This window comes from Pseudomonas sp. H11T01 (assembly GCF_048515765.1).
Classification (GTDB): Bacteria; Pseudomonadota; Gammaproteobacteria; order Pseudomonadales; family Pseudomonadaceae; genus Aquipseudomonas.
The window spans coordinates 142,695-161,643 of record NZ_JBLYED010000005.1 but is presented as its reverse complement, the minus strand read 5'-3'; the positions used below and the strand labels follow the sequence as shown (position 1 = coordinate 161,643).

19 protein-coding genes are annotated in these 18,949 nt (G+C 58.9%); 9 read left to right on the top strand and 10 right to left on the bottom strand.

What is annotated here, in order from left to right; translation table 11 throughout:
• Window positions 1-127: 127 nt before the first annotated feature.
• Complete coding sequence (locus tag ACN1C3_RS08660) at window positions 128-2,491, top strand: DNA polymerase II (RefSeq protein ID WP_419115395.1); 2,364 nt, start codon at window positions 128-130, stop codon at window positions 2,489-2,491.
• A 46-nt stretch (window positions 2,492-2,537) separates the two neighbouring features.
• On the opposite strand, the gene ACN1C3_RS08655 is transcribed toward ACN1C3_RS08660, so the two are convergent.
• Together ACN1C3_RS08655 and ACN1C3_RS08650 are read right to left on the bottom strand one after the other, a co-directional pair.
• Window positions 2,538-3,848: an MFS transporter gene (locus ACN1C3_RS08655; RefSeq protein WP_419115394.1), complete on the bottom strand. Its 1,311-nt coding sequence runs from the start codon at window positions 3,846-3,848 to the stop codon at window positions 2,538-2,540.
• A 96-nt stretch (window positions 3,849-3,944) separates the two neighbouring features.
• Complete coding sequence (locus ACN1C3_RS08650; RefSeq protein WP_419115393.1) at window positions 3,945-5,261, bottom strand: L-fuconate dehydratase; 1,317 nt, start codon at window positions 5,259-5,261, stop codon at window positions 3,945-3,947.
• Window positions 5,262-5,344: 83 nt separating this feature from the next.
• Here ACN1C3_RS08650 and ACN1C3_RS08645 point away from each other — a divergent pair, with 83 nt between their 5' ends.
• The 6 genes from ACN1C3_RS08645 (at window position 5,345) to ACN1C3_RS08620 (ending at window position 12,307) form a co-directional block, all read left to right on the top strand.
• Window positions 5,345-6,331: a LysR family transcriptional regulator gene (locus ACN1C3_RS08645; protein WP_419115392.1), complete on the top strand. Its 987-nt coding sequence runs from the start codon at window positions 5,345-5,347 to the stop codon at window positions 6,329-6,331.
• A 287-nt stretch (window positions 6,332-6,618) separates the two neighbouring features.
• Complete coding sequence (locus ACN1C3_RS08640) at window positions 6,619-8,172, top strand: UxaA family hydrolase (protein ID WP_419115391.1); 1,554 nt, start codon at window positions 6,619-6,621, stop codon at window positions 8,170-8,172.
• Between the two features lie 31 nt (window positions 8,173-8,203).
• Window positions 8,204-9,784: an aldehyde dehydrogenase (NADP(+)) gene (locus ACN1C3_RS08635; protein ID WP_419115390.1), complete on the top strand. Its 1,581-nt coding sequence runs from the start codon at window positions 8,204-8,206 to the stop codon at window positions 9,782-9,784.
• A 107-nt stretch (window positions 9,785-9,891) separates the two neighbouring features.
• Complete coding sequence (locus ACN1C3_RS08630) at window positions 9,892-10,149, top strand: hypothetical protein (protein WP_419115389.1); 258 nt, start codon at window positions 9,892-9,894, stop codon at window positions 10,147-10,149.
• Window positions 10,150-10,273: 124 nt separating this feature from the next.
• Window positions 10,274-11,614: an MFS transporter gene (locus tag ACN1C3_RS08625; protein WP_419115388.1), complete on the top strand. Its 1,341-nt coding sequence runs from the start codon at window positions 10,274-10,276 to the stop codon at window positions 11,612-11,614.
• A gap of 99 nt (window positions 11,615-11,713) precedes the next feature.
• Window positions 11,714-12,307 carry an NUDIX domain-containing protein gene (locus ACN1C3_RS08620; protein ID WP_419115557.1) on the top strand — a complete coding sequence of 198 codons (594 nt, stop codon included), beginning with the start codon at window positions 11,714-11,716 and terminating at the stop codon, window positions 12,305-12,307.
• 54 nt (window positions 12,308-12,361) lie between these two features.
• On the opposite strand, the gene ACN1C3_RS08615 is transcribed toward ACN1C3_RS08620, so the two are convergent.
• Window positions 12,362-13,204 carry a glycosyltransferase family 2 protein gene (locus ACN1C3_RS08615; protein ID WP_419115387.1) on the bottom strand — a complete coding sequence of 281 codons (843 nt, stop codon included), beginning with the start codon at window positions 13,202-13,204 and terminating at the stop codon, window positions 12,362-12,364.
• 78 nt (window positions 13,205-13,282) lie between these two features.
• Window positions 13,283-13,486: a co-regulatory protein PtrA N-terminal domain-containing protein gene (locus ACN1C3_RS08610; protein ID WP_419115386.1), complete on the bottom strand. Its 204-nt coding sequence runs from the start codon at window positions 13,484-13,486 to the stop codon at window positions 13,283-13,285.
• A 383-nt stretch (window positions 13,487-13,869) separates the two neighbouring features.
• Between ACN1C3_RS08610 and ACN1C3_RS08605 the strand changes: the two genes are divergently transcribed.
• Window positions 13,870-14,175 carry a panthothenate synthetase gene (locus ACN1C3_RS08605; RefSeq protein ID WP_419115556.1) on the top strand — a complete coding sequence of 102 codons (306 nt, stop codon included), beginning with the start codon at window positions 13,870-13,872 and terminating at the stop codon, window positions 14,173-14,175.
• Window positions 14,176-14,326: 151 nt separating this feature from the next.
• Here the strand turns inward: ACN1C3_RS08605 and ACN1C3_RS08600 are convergent, their stop codons facing one another.
• The 3 genes from ACN1C3_RS08600 to ACN1C3_RS08590 all read right to left on the bottom strand — a co-directional run bounded on the left by ACN1C3_RS08600 (window position 14,327) and on the right by ACN1C3_RS08590 (window position 15,732).
• Window positions 14,327-14,578, bottom strand: coding sequence for a hypothetical protein (locus tag ACN1C3_RS08600; protein WP_419115385.1), 252 nt, complete (start codon window positions 14,576-14,578; stop codon window positions 14,327-14,329).
• A 275-nt stretch (window positions 14,579-14,853) separates the two neighbouring features.
• Window positions 14,854-15,171, bottom strand: coding sequence for a DUF2388 domain-containing protein (locus tag ACN1C3_RS08595; protein WP_419115384.1), 318 nt, complete (start codon window positions 15,169-15,171; stop codon window positions 14,854-14,856).
• 168 nt (window positions 15,172-15,339) lie between these two features.
• A complete protein-coding gene (locus tag ACN1C3_RS08590; RefSeq protein ID WP_419115383.1) occupies window positions 15,340-15,732 on the bottom strand; it encodes a VOC family protein in 393 nt (130 codons plus the stop codon).
• 213 nt (window positions 15,733-15,945) lie between these two features.
• On the opposite strand from ACN1C3_RS08590, the gene ACN1C3_RS08585 reads away from it, so the two are divergent.
• On the top strand, window positions 15,946-16,479 hold the full coding sequence (locus tag ACN1C3_RS08585) for a DUF3087 domain-containing protein (protein WP_419115382.1): 534 nt from the start codon (window positions 15,946-15,948) through the stop codon (window positions 16,477-16,479).
• Between the two features lie 15 nt (window positions 16,480-16,494).
• On the opposite strand, the gene ACN1C3_RS08580 is transcribed toward ACN1C3_RS08585, so the two are convergent.
• The 3 genes from ACN1C3_RS08580 to ppnN all read right to left on the bottom strand — a co-directional run bounded on the left by ACN1C3_RS08580 (window position 16,495) and on the right by ppnN (window position 18,930).
• Window positions 16,495-17,157, bottom strand: a complete 663-nt coding sequence (locus tag ACN1C3_RS08580; protein ID WP_419115381.1) for a glutathione S-transferase family protein — start codon at window positions 17,155-17,157, stop codon at window positions 16,495-16,497.
• A 74-nt stretch (window positions 17,158-17,231) separates the two neighbouring features.
• Window positions 17,232-17,441, bottom strand: coding sequence for a hypothetical protein (locus tag ACN1C3_RS08575; RefSeq protein WP_419115380.1), 210 nt, complete (start codon window positions 17,439-17,441; stop codon window positions 17,232-17,234).
• A gap of 115 nt (window positions 17,442-17,556) precedes the next feature.
• Window positions 17,557-18,930, bottom strand: coding sequence for a nucleotide 5'-monophosphate nucleosidase PpnN (ppnN, locus tag ACN1C3_RS08570; protein ID WP_419115379.1), 1,374 nt, complete (start codon window positions 18,928-18,930; stop codon window positions 17,557-17,559).
• Window positions 18,931-18,949 lie beyond the last annotated feature (19 nt).

Sequence of the window (18,949 nt, the reverse complement as noted above, 5' to 3'; positions counted from 1 at the left end):
CCGCTGCGCGACCCGGCGGGAGCAAGCTCCCTCGCCACAGGGTGCTGCGCCGATGCTCCGAGCGCGCTATCCACGGCGATGGCGCGTAGAATCATGCGGTGAAAGACAGGTTCTTGAGGTTGCAGCGGTGGATCTACAGCAGGGTTTTGTCCTGACCCGGCATTGGCGCGATACGCCCGCGGGTACGGAAGTCGAGTTTTGGCTGGCGACCGACAAGGGTCCCCGGCATATCCGTCTGCCTTATCAGCCTTCGGTGGCCTTCATTCCCGCTCAGCAACGCGAGCAGACCGAGTCGCTGCTGCGCGGTGAACGCGATGTCGAACTTCGCCCGTTGGGGCTCTGCGATTTTCATAATCGTCCCGTGCTCGGTCTGTATTGCCAGCAGCACCGTCAGTTGATGCACCTCGACAAGCTGCTGCGCAACGCCGGTGTCGATGTCTACGAGGCCGATATCCGCCCGCCGGAACGCTACCTGATGGAACGCTTCATTACCGCGCCGGTGTTGTTCGGTGGCAAGCCGGACAGCAGCGGCATGCTGCTCGAGGCGCAGATGAAGCCCGCGCCGGATTACCGTCCTCCACTAAAACTCGTTTCACTCGACATCGAAACCACCGCCCAAGGCGAGCTGTACTCCATCGCACTCGAAGGCTGCGGCGAGCGTCAGGTCTATATGCTCGGGCCTGCGAATGGCGACAGCGACGGTCTCGATTTCGACCTCGAGTACTGTGATTCCCGAGTGCTGCTGCTCAAAAAACTGAACGAGTGGCTTGCCCTGCATGACCCCGACGCCATCATTGGCTGGAATCTCGTGCAGTTCGACCTGCGCGTGTTGCACGAGCATGCTCGACGCCTGGCCGTCCCCTTGCGGCTCGGGCGCGGTGGCGACGAGATGCAGTGGCGCGAGCACGGCACGCGCAAGAATCACTTCTTTGCGGCCGCCGCTGGACGGCTGATTATCGACGGCATTGAAGCGCTGCGGTCGGCGACCTGGAGCTTTCCATCGTTCAGTCTCGAGAACGTCGCACAGACGTTGCTCGGCGAAGGCAAGTCCATCGACAACCCGTACCAGCGCATGGACGAAATCAATCGCATGTTCGCCGAGGACAAGCCCGCGCTGGCGCGCTACAACCTCAAGGACTGCGAGCTGGTCACGCGGATCTTTGCCAAGACCCAACTGCTGACGTTCCTGCTGGAACGCGCCACCGTCACCGGACAGCCCGCCGACCGTAGCGGCGGCTCGGTCGCCGCTTTTTCGCACCTCTACATTCCGCAGATGCATCGCCAGGGTTTTGTCGCGCCTAATCTTGGGGAGCGTCCGCCGGAGGCGAGCCCGGGTGGCTTCGTGATGGATTCGCGGCCCGGCCTGTACGAGTCTGTGTTGGTGCTCGACTACAAGAGCCTCTATCCATCGATCATTCGCACGTTCCTGATCGATCCGGTGGGGCTGGTGGAGGGCCTGCGCAACCCCGGTGACAGCGAGTCGGTGCCAGGCTTTCGCGGCGCGCGCTTCTCGCGAACCCGGCATTGCCTGCCGGCCATCGTGGCGCGAGTTTCAGAGGGTCGTGAAGTGGCCAAGCGCGAGCACAACGGGCCGCTGTCCCAGGCACTGAAGATCATCATGAACGCGTTCTACGGTGTGCTGGGTTCCAGCGGCTGCCGCTTCTTCGATACGCGTTTGGCGTCCTCCATCACGCTGCGTGGCCACGAGATCATGCGCAAGACCCGCGAGCTGATAGAGGCCGAAGGGTATGCGGTGATTTACGGTGACACCGACTCCACCTTCGTCTGGCTTGGAAGTCCTCATACAGAGGAAGATGCTGCACGCATCGGACGGGCGCTGGTGCAGCACGTCAACCAGTGGTGGCGTGATCACCTGCTCAGTGAGTTCGGTCTGCAAAGCGTACTCGAACTACAGTTCGAAACCCATTTCAGCCGCTTTTTGATGCCGACCATTCGCGGCGCGGAGGAGGGTAGCAAGAAGCGCTACGCCGGGTTGGTGACGCGCGCCGACGGTAGCCGCGAGATGATCTACAAGGGCCTGGAAACGGTACGCAGCGATTGGTCGCCGCTGGCCCAACAGTTCCAGCAGGAACTCTACCTGCGCATCTTCAATCGGCAGCCGCACCAGGACTATGTGCGCGACTACGTGCGCCGCACGCTGGCAGGTGAACTCGACGATCTGTTGATCTACCGAAAACGCCTGCGCCGCACACTGGATGACTACCAACGCAACGTGCCGCCGCATGTGCGCGCGGCGCGCATCGCCGATGAATACAACGACAGTCAGGGCCGGCCGCGTCAGTACCAGAACGGTGGCTGGATCAGCTACGTCATCACCACTGCCGGTCCCGAACCCCTGGAAACACGGCATGCGCCAATCGACTACGACCACTACGTCACACGCCAGCTGCAGCCGGTCGCAGACGCCATCCTGCCGTTTGTGAACGACGACTTCAGCACGTTGATCGGCGGCCAGCTCGGGTTGTTCTGAGCTGACCTTCTGATACACATCCGGCTGTCATCGACCCCCGTTTCTTTCAGACGGCTGCCTGCTCCTGACCTTGACGCAAGCGGGTACTGACCAGCGCCGCAACGACCAGCAGCCCGGCAATCACCAACAAGCCATTGCGAGTGCTGCCGGTGGCCTGCTCGATCAGCCCCATCACTGACGGGCCGACGAAGCCACCGAGCAAACCGCAGGTGGTGACGAATGCCAGGCCGCCCGCCAGTGCGGTTCCGCTCAAGCGGCTGGAGGGGAAGACGAAGATGATTGACTGCACGACGAACAGCATCAGCGCCGTCAGTGAAAAGCCGATCAGGCCGACGTATGAATCGGCGAACGAGGCCAGCAGCAATCCGGCGGACATGGTCAGCAAACCGAAGAACAGAATGCGCCGGCAACGCTGTGGCGAGGTGGCCAGACGTGGAAGGGTCGCTGCGCCGATGGCGGCGGCAATCCACGGCACGGAGGTCAGCAGGCCGATCTGAAAGGGCGACAACGCGGCGTATTTTCCGATGATGCCGGGCAGAAAGAAGATCACCGTGTAGATGGTGATCTGATGCACGAAGTAGACAATGATCGCCAGCCAGATCTGTTTGTCGCGCAGCATCTGGCTGAGGCGGGTTTGTTGTGGGGCGGCGTCTTTCTCGGCGTTCAAACGTTCTTCGATTTCCCGAGCGTCGGCCGCAGACAGCCAGGACGCAGAGGAAGGGCCGTCGGGCAATTTTTTCCACACCACATACGCCAGCGCCACTGCCGGCAGGCCTTCAAGTACGAACAACCATTGCCAGCCATGCCAGCCGAGCCAGCCATCGAGTTGCAACAGCGCACCGCCCAAAGGCCCACTGAGAATATTGGCCAGGCAGACACCGAGCAAAAAATAGCCGGTAGCGCGGGCGCGTTGTTCACGGTTGAACCAGTAGGTCAGGTAGAGCATGACGCCGGGAAACAGGCCCGCTTCGGCGACGCCCAGCAACAGGCGCATGACATAGAACGAGGTTTCACCCTGGACGAAAGCCATGCCCGTTGAGAGCAGACCCCAGGTGATCATGATGCGAGTGATCCAGAACCGCGCCCCGACCTTCTGCATGATCAGGTTGCTGGGCACCTCGAACAGCGCATACGTCAGGAAGAACAGCCCGGCGCCCAGCCCATAGGCAGCAGCGGAAAGGCCAAGGTCTATGCCCATGCTGGCTTTGGCCAGGGCAATGTTGGTGCGGTCGAGAAAGCTCATCACATAGACCACGACGAGCAGGGGCATCAGTTTGCGCAGCAGTAGAGTGGTCAAGCGATGTTCATCACAGGCAGCAGGGGCCTGGGCAACCGTGGTCGTGCTTAGGATTGTCATTTTTATAGTCCTAAAGGTGGCAGGTGCGCGTGTCATGGCGCCCGGTGCAAAGGGCGCCATTGTGCCGTTGCGCGAACGGCGGGTGCTGCTTATCGGTCAGGATTGGGCAAGGTCAATCCACACCGGGCCATGGGGGTATTGGTAGCGTTCCAGGGTCTCGGCGGTCATTTCAATGCTGTAGCCGGGACGTTGCGGTGGCATGTAGCGGCCGTTGCGAATCACCACCGGTTCAAGGAAGTGTTCGTGCAGGTGGTCGACGTATTCCAGCACACGGTTTTGCAGCGAGCCGGATACCGCGATGTAATCGAACAACGAGATGTTCTGCACGTATTCGCACAAGCCGACGCCGCCGCCATGGGGGCAAACCGGCACGTCGAATTTGGCGGCCATCAGCAACACGATCAGCACTTCGTTGAGACCGCCCAGACGCGCCGCGTCCAACTGGCAGAAGTCCAGCGCCCGGGCCTGGAACATTTGCTTGAACATCACCCGGTTATGGCAGTGCTCACCCGTGGCGACGCCGATGGGCGCGATGCGCTGGCGAATGGTTGCATGCCCGAGAATGTCGTCCGGGCTGGTCGGCTCTTCGATCCACCAAGGGTCGAAGGCGGCGAGACGGCGCATGTTCTCAATGGATTGATCGACGCTCCAGACCTGGTTGGCGTCCATCATCAAGGTCCGCTCCCAACCGATTTCTTCGCGCAGGATCGCGGCGCGGCGCATGTCGTCTTCCAGGTTGGCGCCGATTTTCTGTTTGAAGTGGGTCCAGCCATCGGCCACGGCTTCGCGAGCCAGTCGGCGCATTTTCTCTTCCGAATAACCCAGCCAGCCTGGGGCGGTGGTGTAGCCGGGATAACCTTCGTGCAGCATCTGGGCTTCACGCTGGGCTTTGCCGGGGGCCTGACGACGAAGCAGGGCGATGGCTTCCTCGGGGGTGATGGCGTCGGTCACGTAGCTGAAATCCAGGCAGGCGACGAGTTGCTCCGGGGTCATGTCCGCCAGCAGCTTCCACACTGGCTTGGCTTCGGTCTTGGCCCACAGGTCCCACACCGCGTTGACGATGGCGGCGGTGGCCAGATGAATCACACCCTTTTCCGGGCCCAGCCAGCGCAGTTGGCTGTCCCCTACGGTGATGTTGTGCCAGAAGCCGCCCATGTCGGCGGTGATCTCTTCCAGGGTCAAGCCGACGATCAGCGGTGCCAGCGATTGCACGGCGGCCACGCAGATCTCATTGCCGCGGCCGATGGTGAAGGTCAGGCCATGACCTTCCAGACCCTGTGTGGAATCGGTGTGCAGCACCACATACGACGCCGAATAGTCCGGCGCGCTGTTCATGGCGTCAGAGCCGTCCAGTGACCGGGAAGTAGGGAAACGAATGTCGCGAACGCTCAGGTGGGTGATTCGAATGCTCATGGAAAACTCTTTTTATAGGTGACCACTTGGGAGCTCGACTGTAGGGTGGTCAGCGATATAGGCATAATCGTCGATTCGTATAGATGGATACCAAAATTGATATGTCAGACGTGCCGAAAGTCCCGATGCTTGCCGGCCAGGTTTCAGCGAAAACCTTCAGCCCGCTGAAAATTTCCAGTCGCCAGATTGCCCTGCTCAACGCACTGGGCGAGTTCCGTAACCTGCGCCGCGCGGCCACTGCGATGCACACCACCCAGCCGGCGGCGAGCCTGTTGTTGCAACAGCTTGAAGAGCGCCTGGACGCCAAGCTGTTCGAGCGCCTGCCGCGGGGCATGGAACCGACGTTGTATGGCGAAGTGATGATTCGCTACGCCCAGGGCGCGATTCATGAGTTCGAGCATGCCGAAGCGCAGCTCGCCGAACTGGCACGCGGCGCCTCGGGGCTGGTGCGCATCGGCACGGTGATGGGGCCGGTGCCGACCTTGCTGACCCGTGGCGTGCTGGCGTTCAAGGCGGATAACCCGAAGGTGCGGATCTGCATTGAAGTCGGGACCAGTGACACGCTACTGCCGGCGTTGATTCGCGGCGATTTCGATGTGGTGTTGGGGCGCCTGCCAGACCAGATCGACAGCCAGGGGCTGAATATTCAACTGTTCGAAAAGGGCGAGCAGATGCGGGTCATTGCACGCCCCGGGCATGTGTTGGCCACCGCCGGAAAACTGAGCCTGGCCGATCTGGTGCCGATGACCTGGATTCTCCATCCCATCGGCAGCCCGATGCGTCGGCGAGTGGAAAGTGCCTTGAAGGCGGGAGGCATGGTGCAGACCCTGGACATCGTCGAAACCGCCTCGATTCTGGCCACCACTTCGATGATCGAGGCCTCGGACATGATTGCCGTGGTGCCCAATGACGTGGCAGAGCATTACCTGCGCTACGGCATGGTGGCCATCCTGCCGGTCGAGCTGCCCATCTCCATGGTCAACATCGGACTGCTGACGCGCCAGTCGCGACCCCTGTCGGCCGCCGTCAGCAAATTGCTGGGTTACCTCAATGAGTATGGGAAGGGGTGAACCCTGATCGTTCCCGCGCAGATCGTTCTGTTGGAGTTTGCCCGCCAGCGTCGCGGCGGCAAGATCGTCTGACGGGTCCCGATAACCCAGGGTTATCGATCAATCGGAACCTTTCATTGGGAAAATCGCGGGTAGCTCCTTAGAGTTGCTACAGATTCGTTCGGTGCAAATCGAACCCGTAATAACAAGAACTTACCCGTCGATACTGGTTGTCTGTCAGCACGCTAGCCATTGCGCAGGCTGCTGGCTGGGCGTTAACACCGGGTATCGCCATCCTGAGAGGTTCCATGGAACTGATTGCCAAAACCCCGGCGTACGACAGCAGTTCTGCCGTTATCCGCCTCAACCCCTTGGACAATGTCTTGATCGCCCGCCAGGTGCTGCCCGAAGGCTTGCGTCTGGAGCAGGAGCAGATCACCGTCCGCCAGATGATTCCCTCCGGGCACAAGCTGGCCACTGTTCGAGTGGAGAAGGGCCAACCCCTGCGCCGTTACGGGCAGATCATCGGTTTTGCTTCCCGCACCATCGAAGTCGGCGAGCACGTTCACGTGCAGAACGTCGAAATGGGCGACTTTTCCCGTGACTACGCCTTTGGTGTGGATGCTCATGCCATGCCGGCAACCGAAGCGTTTTTCCAGGGCATCGTGCGCGCCGATGGGCGAGTGGCCACCCGCAACTATGTGGGCATCCTCACCTCGGTGAACTGCTCGGCGACAGTGGCCAGGGCAGTCGCCGATCACTTTCGTCGCGATATCCATCCTGATGCGCTGGCGGCCTACCCGAACGTCGACGGTGTGGTGGCGCTGACTCACAGCGCGGGCTGCGCGGTGGACCCGAGCGGTGAGGCGCTGGGCCTGTTGCGCCGGACCTTGGGTGGCTACGCGATACACCCCAATTTTGCCGCTGTGCTGATCATCGGCCTGGGCTGCGAAACCAATCAGATCGAGGACTTGTTGGCGACTCAAGGCCTGACCAAGAGTGAGCAGCTGCGCGCGTTCACGATCCAGGGCATTGGCGGTACGTCGAAAACCATCGCCAATGGCATCGAACAAGTGAAATCCCTGTTGGCCCAGGCCAATCAGGTGCAGCGTGAGCCGGTCAACGCCCGGCATCTGATCGTTGGCCTGCAGTGCGGCGGTTCCGATGGTTATTCCGGCATCACCGCCAACCCGGCGCTGGGCAATGCTGTGGACCGACTGGTGGCCGCCGGCGGTACCGCGATTCTTTCGGAGACACCGGAAATCTACGGTGCCGAGCACTTGTTGACGCGTCGGGCAGTCAGCCGTGCGGTGGGCGAAAAACTGATCGCGCGCATTCACTGGTGGGAAGCGTACTGCCAACGAATGAATGCCGAACTCAACAACAATCCCTCTGCCGGCAACAAGGCCGGCGGTCTGACCACCATCCTGGAGAAATCCCTGGGCGCAGTGGCCAAGGCCGGCTCCAGCAACCTGGTGGATGTCTACGAGTACGCCGAAGTGGTGCGTGCCAAAGGCCTTGTGTTCATGGACACCCCAGGCTACGACCCGGTGTCGGCGACCGGCCAGGTGGCGGGTGGTGCCAACCTGATTGCATTCACCACCGGACGCGGTTCGGCCTACGGCTGTGCGCCGTCGCCGTCGATCAAACTGGCAACCAACAACCGGGTGTTCGAGCACCAGGAAGAGGACATGGACGTGAACTGCGGCGGTATCGCCGACGGCAGCACCAGCATCGAGGAGCGGGGCGCCTACATCTTTGAACTCATGCTGAGTATCGCTTCAGGCGAGCGCAGCAAGAGCGAACAGCACGGTTATGGGCAGAACGAATTCGTGCCCTGGCAGATCGGCGCAGTGACCTGATCCCTCCAACTTATCAAGGCGAGAAACCCCTATGCACGTATCCGGACATAACTACATCGGCGGACAGCGCAGTGCCGAAGGCGAAATCCTGCTGCACAGTGTTGATGCCACGACAGGCGAACAACTGCCCGGCGCTTTTTATCAGGCAACGCTGGCAGAGGTGAACGCTGCTGTGCTCGCCGCCGAAGGCGCCTATCCGCTTTATCGCAACCTTGCAGCCCAGCGTCGTGCTGAATTTCTGGAGGCGATTGCCGACGAACTCGACGCACTGGGCGATGACTTCGTCGCGCTGACCTGTCGCGAAACGGCGCTGCCAGCGGCACGGATTCAGGGTGAAAGAGGGCGTACCAGCGGCCAAATGCGCCTGTTTGCCCAAGTGCTGCGGCGTGGCGACTTCTATGGTGCGCGAATCGATCAGGCACTCCCTGAACGCACGCCGCTGCCACGTCCTGATCTGCGCCAATACCGGTTGGGTGTCGGCCCGGTGGCGGTGTTCGGTGCCAGCAATTTTCCGCTGGCCTTTTCCACTGCGGGCGGGGATACCGCTGCTGCGCTGGCCGCTGGCTGTCCGGTGGTGTTCAAGGCCCACAGCGGCCATATGGCGACCGCTGAACGGGTAGCCGACGCGTTGATTCGCGCCGCGGAAAAAACCGCGATGCCGGCCGGAGTGTTCAACATGATTTTCGGTGGCGGCGTCGGTGCTGCGCTGGTCAAGCATCCGGGGATTCAGGCGGTGGGCTTCACCGGTTCGCTCAAAGGCGGGCGTGCCCTGTGTGATATGGCCGCTGCCCGCCCACAACCGATTCCGGTATTCGCCGAGATGTCGAGCATCAACCCGGTGATTGTGTTGCCTGAGGCGGTGCTGCAGCGTAGCGCACTGATCGCTAAAGAACTGAGCGCTTCGGTGGTGCAAGGCTGCGGCCAGTTTTGCACCAATCCGGGTCTGATCCTGGGCATTCGCTCGCCGCAGATGACTGCCTTTGTCGAGCAGTTGCGCGGGTACATGGCCGAGCAACCACCCCAGACCATGCTCAATGCCGGCACGCTGCAAAGCTATGGCCATGGCTTGAATGCGCTGTTCGCCCATCCGGGTGTCAGGCACCTGAGCGGTCAGACACAACAGGGCAATCAGGCACAGCCGCACGTGTTCGAGGCCGACATCAACTTGCTGCTCAAGCACGATGAACTGCTCCAGGAAGAAGTCTTTGGCCCTTGCACGGTCGTGGTTCTGGCGGCCGACAAGGACGAGTTGCTGAGTGCGGTTCGCGCTCTTGGAGGCCAACTCACCGCCACGCTGCTGGCTGAAGACGCTGACCTGACGGCTTTTTCGCAGCTGTTCGGGTTGCTGGAGCAGCGGGTCGGGCGGGTGTTGCTCAACGGCTACCCAACAGGCGTCGAGGTGTGTGATGCGATGGTCCATGGCGGCCCGTATCCCGCCACCTCAGACTCCCGGGGAACCTCGGTGGGCACCTTGGCCATCGACCGCTTTTTGCGGCCCGTGTGCTACCAGAATGTGCCCGACGCGCACTTGCCCGACGCTCTGAAAAACGCCAATCCGCTGGGAATTTCCCGGCTGGTGGATGGCCAGAGCAGCACTCGGGCGTTGAGCTGAACGTACGCATAAAGAAGAGAAACCGAGGGGACGATATGCCGGGATCCCTACTGGCGCCGAGCCGATTTTGCTGGATGTCAGCATGTCGACCATCACCCTCGGGTTAATTGGCCAATGCCAACAGGCGGGGAAAAAACTGCCTTTTCACCGCCGAGACATCGTTCCTCAGTGAGTTGATTCTCAACAGCCGTGCCGTCGACCCGCAACGCCTGGTCAGATTGCCGGGGCAAGCCGGTCTGAAGTTGCGCGAAGAGCGCTTGCGCGATGGACTGGAATTGTCGGAGGCGGTCGTCGTCGATCTCAATCGCACGGCTGAACACTTGCACCTCGCGCCACTCGCCGGTCAAGTGAGCACAACCCCATAGGAGCTACCGCAGGCTGTGATCCTGGTGATCTGGCCTGTACCGAAAGTCTTTGGATGATGTCGACGTGGTGAAGGATCACACCGGGCTTCGGTTTCCACTTATCACAATAATAAAAAGGTCCTCCATGAAAACACTGAAGAAGTATCAAACGCTGACGGTCATTTTCCTGTTGCTGATTGGCATCGTGAATTATCTGGATCGCAGTGCGTTGTCGATTGCCAACACCTCGATTCAAAAAGATATGCTGATCAGCCCATCGCAAATGGGCATTTTGTTGTCGGCCTTTTCTATTGCTTATGCCTTTGCTCAGTTGCCGTTAGGGATGGTTATCGATCGGCTGGGCAGCAAGATCGCCTTGGGCGCTTCGTTGCTGGCCTGGTCCGTCGCGCAATCGATGTCGGGGCTGGTCAATAGCTTCGGTGCTTTTATCGGGCTGAGGATCATGCTGGGTGTAGGCGAGGCACCGATGTTTCCTTCGGCGGCCAAGGCCCTTTCAGAGTGGTTCGATGCAGAGGAACGAGGCACGCCCACCGGCATCGTCTGGTCATCCACGTGCGTCGGGCCGTGCCTGGCACCACCACTTTTGACGCTGTTCATGGTCAATTTTGGCTGGCGCGGCATGTTCATCATCACTGGCGTCATCGGGCTGGTGTTGGCGCTCTGCTGGTTTGCCTTCTACAAGAGCAAGGCGCAATACCTGGCACAGTTGCAGGAGAGCGGCCAGTTGCCGCCTGCCCTGAAAAAAACACCGGTACCCACCGTCGAGGTTTCTGCGCCCAAGGGTTCTTTTTTTGCCGATTGGCTAGACCTGTTCAAGCACCGCAGCACCTGGGGCGCTGTCCTTGGGTTCATGGGCGTGATCTATATGCTCTGGTTGCACCTGACCTGGTTGCCTGGGTACTTCGAGCGCGAGCACGGCCTTGATCTGTACAAGACCGCCTGGCTGGTTTCCCTGGCGTATCTGTTCGGCGCCTTCGGTACGATCCTCGCTGGGCGAGTTTGCGACGCACTGGTCAAGCGAGGGCTGGGTATTTTGGGCAGTCGCAAGTTTACCGTGGTCACCGGTTTGTTAATGGCGGCGGCGTTCACCGTGCCACTGTCGTTTGTCACCGGTCTGACGGGGAGCATCATTCTGCTGTGCCTGGCGCTATTGAGCATCAACATGGCCAGTGCCACGGCCTGGATGATCGTCAACACCATCGTCGACACCCGGCGTGTGGCATCCTTCGGTTCGATCCAGAACTTCGGCGGTTACATCGCCGGATCCATCGCGCCGATCGTCACCGGATTCAGCATCCAGTATTCAGGATCTTTCTCCACGGCCTTCATGATCAGCGCAGTGGTCGCAGTGTTTTCTGCCTTGGCCTACTTCCTGTTGCTCAAAGAGCCGATAGGCGCCTCATCCGCTGTCAGCAAATTGTCTGCCGTGGGCTCGGGACTTCAGTCTACCGATTCAGGTTCTTGAACTCAGGCAAAGGTCATGTTCATGCTGGGCCGGGACTATCGTCTCGGCTGCAGCACTGGCAAAGTGTTCAATAACACAAGCCTGAGAAAAGGATCTGCAATGGAAGCTGGCCCCGTACGCATCACCGCACAAGAGACCTTGTCCGATAATTGGTATGTGCTGAAAAAATTCAGCTTCGACCTGCGTCGCCGCGATGGCACCTGGCAGGCGCAGACGCGTGAGGTCTACGACCGCGGCAATGGCGCCACCATCCTTCTCTACAATCTTGCGCGTCGCACGGTGTTGCTCACACGCCAATTCCGCATGCCTGCGTTCGTCAACGGTCATAGCGGTTTTCTCATCGAATCCGCAGCCGGTCTGCTGGACAATGCCAGTCCCGAGCAACGCATTCGTAAAGAAGCCGAGGAGGAAACCGGCTACCGCGTCGAGTCGGTCAAGAAGATTTATGACGCGTTCATGAGTCCGGGTTCCGTTACTGAGCGCGTCCATTTTTTTATCGGGGAATACCAGCCAAGCGACCGCATCGGTAACGGCGGGGGCCTGCTCGAAGAGGGTGAAGACATTGAGGTGTTGGAGCTCGGCTTCGAAGAGGCCATTGCGATGGTCGGCAATGGCGAGATCGTCGATGGCAAGACCATTATGCTGTTGCAGTATCTGGAGCTGCGGTTGATGGCCCTTCATACCGAGCGCTGATACGCGCCCCTGACGCCGCAAAGCGGTGGCAGGGGCGTTGGTTGGAGCGCCTTGTCAAGCTGGCTTAGCCGTGTAGCTTGGCCGCAAGGACGTCAACCCTCTCGATTGACGGCGGTTTGGCAAATCTCTGGTCAGTTGATTGTATATTTTGATCCTTCGGTGATTACCCGCATAACCACCCATCGCCGAAACCGTCCCGCTTTGAATATGGTCCAGGTAACGGAACATCGTTTGTGGCGAAAGAAAGCTGATCTTATAGTTCAGCGCCGCCATTCGATCTTGCAGTTCATAACCGGGATTACGGTCATCCATTTGAAAGTGCAGCCCGTGTTTTTTAATCAGCCGCGCATTCCACAGGGTACAAAAGCTCTTCAGGTGAACTTCTCTGAACGGTTTCGGCGACCGTGCGTTCAACCCCAGGGCTCGCAAGCCACGCCGGGTGTAGTGCTTGAAAAACCGTGAAACCAGACGCCAGCCCGATCGGGCCATGCCTCGATTCAACTGTTCCAGGCATCCGACAGCCGCCACTTCGCGTGGGCCAGTGCACTGGCTGATCATCAGGGTAAAAACAGTCGGATCGTAAATAAAAGTATCGGTGTGCAACAGAAACAGATACTCGGTTTCAACATGATCCAGCGCCATATCCAAGGCTCGGCCGTGAGCAACGCTCCCTGCTTCAGGGGTGGTGCTTTTACGTTCAATCAGGTTGATCCAATTCAGTGTGCGCAGGTATTCGCTGCTCGCATCGTCTGAATAGTTGTCCACTACAAAAACAGGAACGCCGGTCTCCTGCAAACCCTCGCGCAGAAGTTCCAGGCACGTTTTGGTCAGCTCAAGTGATTTATAATTAACCAGCACAATACTGTAGTTTGCCTGGCTCGCAAGTGGGCGCCTCATACGTTGTTGAGCCTCGATTATTGACTGCTTTGATGGTCGATAAAACGGGTTGTTAATGTCGAATGTCCAGGATCACTGTCAGTTCGAGCGCTCGACTTCGTGGCTGGCCGCTGCCTGTGCAGTCGCTACGGGCTCTTTATGTTCGGCTTGCTGGTAGTGCGCCATCGAGACGTCGCGCGCGGCGTCCATCTGCGCCACGACCCGGTCGCCGCCGCCTTCGGCCAGTGCAGCGACAGAGGCACTCATCAGGCTGACGATCAAAAGAGCTTTAAGGGTTTTCATCGGTGAATCTCCACTGTTCGGGTAATGCCAGTTCGAAAGGTGGCTGGCATAAGCTCAAGGCTTGTGCTCATCCTAGAGCGGGTCACCTTTCAGCCTGTTCCCCGGTGGATAAACTTTCTGACAGGATTGATTTCCGATCTCGATGTCCTTGCGGGGGAACTCGTTATCCAGTCCGATCTCTTCCAACTGAGTCAGTCATCGAAGTGAATAGGCCCCCAGTCGCCATGCTTCATGACCGCCCGTAACCCTATACGGGCGTTAGCTCACGCTTCGCTATGCTTAATGACACGGACCGCCGGGACGGTTGAATGCAGGTCAGGCGGCATGAGCGCCAGAGGCAAATGTCTGGCTACAGGGCAGCATGTTGAAAAGAGGATTGAATGATGAAGATGTTACTGACGGTCGAGTGCCCTAATGAACCCTTCAACTCCCTCGTCAAAGCCGGGAAGACGGGCGAGATCATTGAGCGCATCCTGGAAAGCATCAAGCCGGAGGCCGCGTACTTTACCGAGCAAGATGGAAAGCGCTGTGGGATCTTCCTGGTCAACGTACAAGACTCATCTGATATCCCCGCTTTTGCGGAGCCCTTTTTTCTCAACTTCAACGCCAACTGCAAGTTCCGCATTGTGATGAGCCCGCAGGATCTGCAAAAGGCGGGTCTGGAGGCGCTCGGGAAAAAGTGGGCGTGAGAAGCGCTCAGTAGGGGGTCGGTAACGTACGACCCCAATCCGCCCACTGAACTCACTTGCGGATGCGACAGGCATACGGAGCCTGTTATCGGGTGGGACTTTGGTTTCCAGCGGGTGGTGCTTTGTGAAGGCGATCAGCGGTGCCATCGTTTCAACGTTGTTCGCACGCTGCAAGATCGCTCCACATGCGGTTCCAATAGGCTTGCGATTTCTCGTATCTGAATTTCATTTCCCTCTCGAGAATTTGCAGCTGATCGAGCGAGGCTTCCCCAAGGGCTTCCAGATATCTTATCTGCGCTTCGATGGCGTTCTGCTGCAAACGACTGCTATTCACGCACGCCATGATCCAAGAGGTGCCCGTAAACAGGGCGAACCTTTCATGAATCTCGAGCTGTGCCATCATGGCTCTCCGATAAATTATCAGAGCATAGATGAAGACTGAGCACCCAGAGTGGGAAGGTTTTTGGCGGCTGCTCGACTCGTGGCCTGGTACTGAATGCGTAGCCAGGTAAGCAGGAGTGTCGGGGTCATGCCACAAAAGAGCGGGCAGACTTAATACCCTGTCTGGACAGGACCCTCTGTTGCGCAATCTCCCGGGCAAGGATCGAATGGGCTGCGCGGTCATTCGATCTGACTATGCCCGTAATCGCGAAATGATCCGATAACCTGGTTACACCTCTAACGACCTGCAGGTACCTCCTGTTGAATGAGTATGGCTTTGGCCAGATCTTCGTCGCTTGCAGTGAGGTCTGGATGTTCGAGTCGAATCTGCTTCAACACTGACTCCAGATAGACGCCGCGAATGGTGCCTCCACTCGCAACGAAGCTGGAGGCGTCATCGCGGGCGGGAATCGCGAGTTTGTGGTCCTTGAAAGTAGAGTACAGCGATGCAGAAACCCCTGCCGAGGTGGCGACATCTTTCGCATCTACTTTGGCCATCGCTGAACCAAAGGGCAGACAAAGCATTAGCGAAGAGATTAAAAGTATGCGGCGCATGACGGCGTTCTCCGAAAGCGTGAAGCCTAAAGGATGTTCTACATATTTTTGGATGCGTGGCGGCAGCCAGGAGTTCCCTGTCGACGGCATATCAGAGCAAAACGCCGAGGGCTGACACTCCAGCATCCCTATAGAGACGATGCCGACTCACCGATTTCCCACCTCGGCTTATTGCTGTACCGGCGTGCAGAGTTCTACCAGCGTCCCGTCAGGGCATCGAACGTAGGATACGGTTTGCCCCCAGGGCTTGGTGCCTGGAGGAGAGATTTCAGTGGCGCCCGCTTTCAGCGCTCTGGCATGAGCCGCAGGAACGTCCTCGGTCACCAGGCCGACTTCGATTCCAAGCGGTTTGGGGGAGGAGTGGGCCGGGACATGGCCTGTGTTGAAGTTCATCGCGGCCAGTTCATCGGCGGCGAATGCCAGCGCTGTATCTCCCGTTTCGAGTTCGCCATAGGTTGCGGATTCATGAAGGAACCGAACGCTAAGCCCGAAGGCGGACGAAAAGAACTGGAGCGAGGCAGCAACGTCCGGGACGTAGATGATCATGTAGCCGAATTTCATGGGCGAACATTCCTTGTCATGCCAATTGAGCGGCGAATCTAACACATTGAATCCGGGTGTTTCATCAGGCTTTCGTCCACTCGAATACTCGCTTGCGATCCAAAGCAGCCTCTACAAATCCTGGTCCGATTCATTAAGCGTATCTGTGCCCCTCTCTACAGGCGATAATGCCCCGCATTGTTATCAACCCAACAAAGGAGTCCTGCAGGAGTGATGTTCGAGATCAAGCAGTTGAGTCCTGAAACCTATAGACGGCAAACACGCCGCAGCACGCTGATCATTGCGCTGATTTTCGTGGTGCTGGCGATGGTGCTGTCCAGCGTTGCCGTGATGCTATTAGGTGAACCCGGTGGGGATAATTTTCGCTTGAATGTGGGAGGCGTTGTTGCCGCGTTGGTGCTGTGCGTGGCGCTGGTGCGGTTTAAATTCTGGTCGCAGCCGTGGATGGCGCCGGCAGTTTACGGCTGGCGACTCAAGCGCAGTCTGATGAGCGTTACCAACGTCATGCATCAGGTCACCGCCGGTGTGCAAGCCCGTGATCCTGCGGCCATGAAGCTGCTGCGTTTTTATCATCTGGGGCTGACGCAGATGCACCAGCTGGATGGCAATTCCAGCGCCCTCAGTCAGATGGTGCATGAGATCGACCAACACAAGGCGTGTATGGAGGCACTGGCAATCGATACCGAGCAGTATCAGTTGAATCCCGTCTGGCTTGAGGCGGTGAAGAAGGCCAACGCGGCGAAGTAAACGCCGCGGCCCCTCCTAAAGAAAACGCGTCGGGATGGCATCCGCAAACGGATAGAGTGGAAAGTAGGGCCTGGCTTCGTCGATTACCCGCTGGAATGAAGGTCTGTGGGTCAACCTGTCGAAATAGGCGCGCAAATGGCTGAACTCATCCGCAAATGGCTCCAGGGTGCTGGCATAGAAAAGCGCCGGGGCAGCAGCGCAATCGGCCATGCTGAAGTCTTGACCTGCCACCCAGATTCTGGACGCCATCTGGCGGTCGAGCATGACGTACGCCGTCTTCAGCGTGGATCGTTGTTTGCTCAAATCACCTTTAGTGCCGAACAGGCGATCACCAACAATCTGTTGTAGCGGCTCTTGGACATAGTTGTCGAAAAAGCGGTCCCACAGACGCACCTCCAGCGCGGCCTCCCAATCGTCTGGAATTAAAGGGTGCTGACCGGCATAGAAGCGGTCCAGGTACTCGATGATGATTGTGGACTCTGGCAGGTCGCGCTTGCGCCCATGGTCACGGATCACCGGGAATTTACCGATGGGCCATAGGGCTTGAAGCTCTGCTCTGTCTGCATCGTCCGCCAGATCGATGATCCGCTTTTCGAATGCGGTACCGTTTTCGTAGAGCGCGATGAGTACTTTGTGGCAGAACGACGCCAGCGGATGGTAGTAAAGAGTCAGCGGCATTTTTTGGCTCCCAGGCGTAGCGCTAACACAGGCTGCAGTTCCAATTGCGTTGCCCCCATCATCATAGTCGCTGATCAGATGTGGCTCAGCGCAATGGCAAAGGAAACCACGATCATGCAAGCCATCGCAAAATTGATATTCATGACGTTCTCGTCCGAGAGAGTAGAGGTGGCGCCATCTTGGACAGCTTGGGGAAAAATAAAAAATTCTGTTTCATGATGTAGATGATTAAGCGAAATGATGGTTGAAATCACCGGCTTATGAGCGCGAGCAGACTTGCGCAATGCACATGATCGCGCGCGATCCAGCGCGACCCGTCAGGTAAGGGGCGCGTTGGTCTTTAAGCCATGCAGCACAAGACTTGGGACCGTGATGGCCCCAAGCCTTGCGAGCTGTTTTTTACGTCACGACCTGATAGCAGGGCACATAGGCCGCGCCGCCTGGCAGCTTCATGCGGTGCTGAGCGACGAACGCCTGCAGCAAGTGGTCCAGAGGTCGCATGATGGCCGCGTCGCCACGAATTTTGTAGGGGCCATGCTGCTCGATCAGGCGGATGCCTTTGTCTTTCACATTGCCGGCTACGATACCGGAAAAGGCGCGCCGCAGATTGGCCGCCAGCTCGTGAGCCGGCAGGTTGCGGCTCAGCTGGAGGTTGGCCATGTTGGCGTGGGTGGGGTCGAACGGGCGCTGAAAGCCTTCCTCGATCTTCAGCAGCCAGTTGAAATGGAAAGCGTCGTTGCGCTCTCGGCGGAACTGCTTGACTGTTTTTAGTCCCTCGGTCATTTGCCTGGCCACTTCAGCGGGATCGTCGATGATGATCTGGTAGTGGTCCTGTGCGGCTTCCCCCAGCGTATCGCCGACGAAAGCGTGCAATTGCTGCAGGTAGGGCGCCGCGCTCTTGGGGCCAGTCAGGATGACGGGGAACGGCAGGTCTCGGTTGTCCGGGTGCATCAGGATGCCGAGCAGGTAGAGGAACTCTTCGGCGGTGCCGGCGCCACCGGGGAAAATGATGATGCCGTGACCCACGCGGACGAAGGCCTCCAGGCGCTTCTCGATGTCCGGAAGGATCACCAGCTCGTTGACGATCGGGTTAGGCGCCTCGGCCGCAATGATTCCAGGTTCGGTCAGGCCCAGGTAACGGCCACCGTTCATCCGCTGCTTGGCGTGGGCGATGGTGGCGCCCTTCATTGGCCCTTTCATCACGCCAGGCCCGCAACCGGTGCAGACATCCAGGCGGCGCAGGCCGAGTTCGTGACCGACCTTCTTGGTGTACTTGTATTCTTCGGTGTTGATCGAATGGCCGCCCCAGCACACCACCATCTTCGGCTCTACCCCGGGGCGCAGGGTCCGGGCGTTGCGCAGCAAGTGGAAGACGTAGTCGGTGATGCCCTGGGAACTGCTCAGGTCGATGCGCTGGCTGTCCAGCTCGTTCTCGGTATAGACGATGTCGCGCAGGGCGCTGAACAGCATCTCGCGGGTACTGGCGATCATCTCGCCGTCGACGAAGGCATCCGCCGGCGCGTTGAGCAGTTCCAGGCGCACGCCACGGTCCTGCTGGTGGATGCGAACCTCGAAGTCCTGGTAGGCATCAAGAATAGTCTTGGCGTTGTCAATGTGGGCGCCCGTGTTGAGGATCGCCAGGGCGCATTGGCGGAACAGCTTATAGATGCTGCCTGACCCGGCTTCGCTTAGTTGCTGGACTTCGCGTTGGGACAGTGTTTCCAGGCTGCCTTTTGGGCTTACCGAAGCATTAATTACTTGTCTTTGGGCCATTCTGGTTTCCATGAAAGCG

Coding starts and splice junctions, on each gene's coding strand:
- ACN1C3_RS08645 (WP_419115392.1), top strand. CDS start 5,345: ATGGATACCAAAATTGATATGTCAGACGTGCCGAAAGTCCCGATGCTT.
- ACN1C3_RS08585 (WP_419115382.1), top strand. CDS start 15,946: ATGTTCGAGATCAAGCAGTTGAGTCCTGAAACCTATAGACGGCAAACA.
- ACN1C3_RS08595 (WP_419115384.1), bottom strand. CDS start 15,171: ATGCGCCGCATACTTTTAATCTCTTCGCTAATGCTTTGTCTGCCCTTT.
- ACN1C3_RS08590 (WP_419115383.1), bottom strand. CDS start 15,732: ATGAAATTCGGCTACATGATCATCTACGTCCCGGACGTTGCTGCCTCG.
- ACN1C3_RS08610 (WP_419115386.1), bottom strand. CDS start 13,486: ATGAAAACCCTTAAAGCTCTTTTGATCGTCAGCCTGATGAGTGCCTCT.
- ACN1C3_RS08605 (WP_419115556.1), top strand. CDS start 13,870: ATGAAGATGTTACTGACGGTCGAGTGCCCTAATGAACCCTTCAACTCC.
- ACN1C3_RS08640 (WP_419115391.1), top strand. CDS start 6,619: ATGGAACTGATTGCCAAAACCCCGGCGTACGACAGCAGTTCTGCCGTT.
- ACN1C3_RS08635 (WP_419115390.1), top strand. CDS start 8,204: ATGCACGTATCCGGACATAACTACATCGGCGGACAGCGCAGTGCCGAA.
- ACN1C3_RS08655 (WP_419115394.1), bottom strand. CDS start 3,848: ATGACAATCCTAAGCACGACCACGGTTGCCCAGGCCCCTGCTGCCTGT.
- ACN1C3_RS08625 (WP_419115388.1), top strand. CDS start 10,274: ATGAAAACACTGAAGAAGTATCAAACGCTGACGGTCATTTTCCTGTTG.
- ACN1C3_RS08650 (WP_419115393.1), bottom strand. CDS start 5,261: ATGAGCATTCGAATCACCCACCTGAGCGTTCGCGACATTCGTTTCCCT.
- ACN1C3_RS08620 (WP_419115557.1), top strand. CDS start 11,714: ATGGAAGCTGGCCCCGTACGCATCACCGCACAAGAGACCTTGTCCGAT.
- ACN1C3_RS08615 (WP_419115387.1), bottom strand. CDS start 13,204: ATGAGGCGCCCACTTGCGAGCCAGGCAAACTACAGTATTGTGCTGGTT.
- ppnN (WP_419115379.1), bottom strand. CDS start 18,930: ATGGCCCAAAGACAAGTAATTAATGCTTCGGTAAGCCCAAAAGGCAGC.
- ACN1C3_RS08600 (WP_419115385.1), bottom strand. CDS start 14,578: ATGATGGCACAGCTCGAGATTCATGAAAGGTTCGCCCTGTTTACGGGC.
- ACN1C3_RS08580 (WP_419115381.1), bottom strand. CDS start 17,157: ATGCCGCTGACTCTTTACTACCATCCGCTGGCGTCGTTCTGCCACAAA.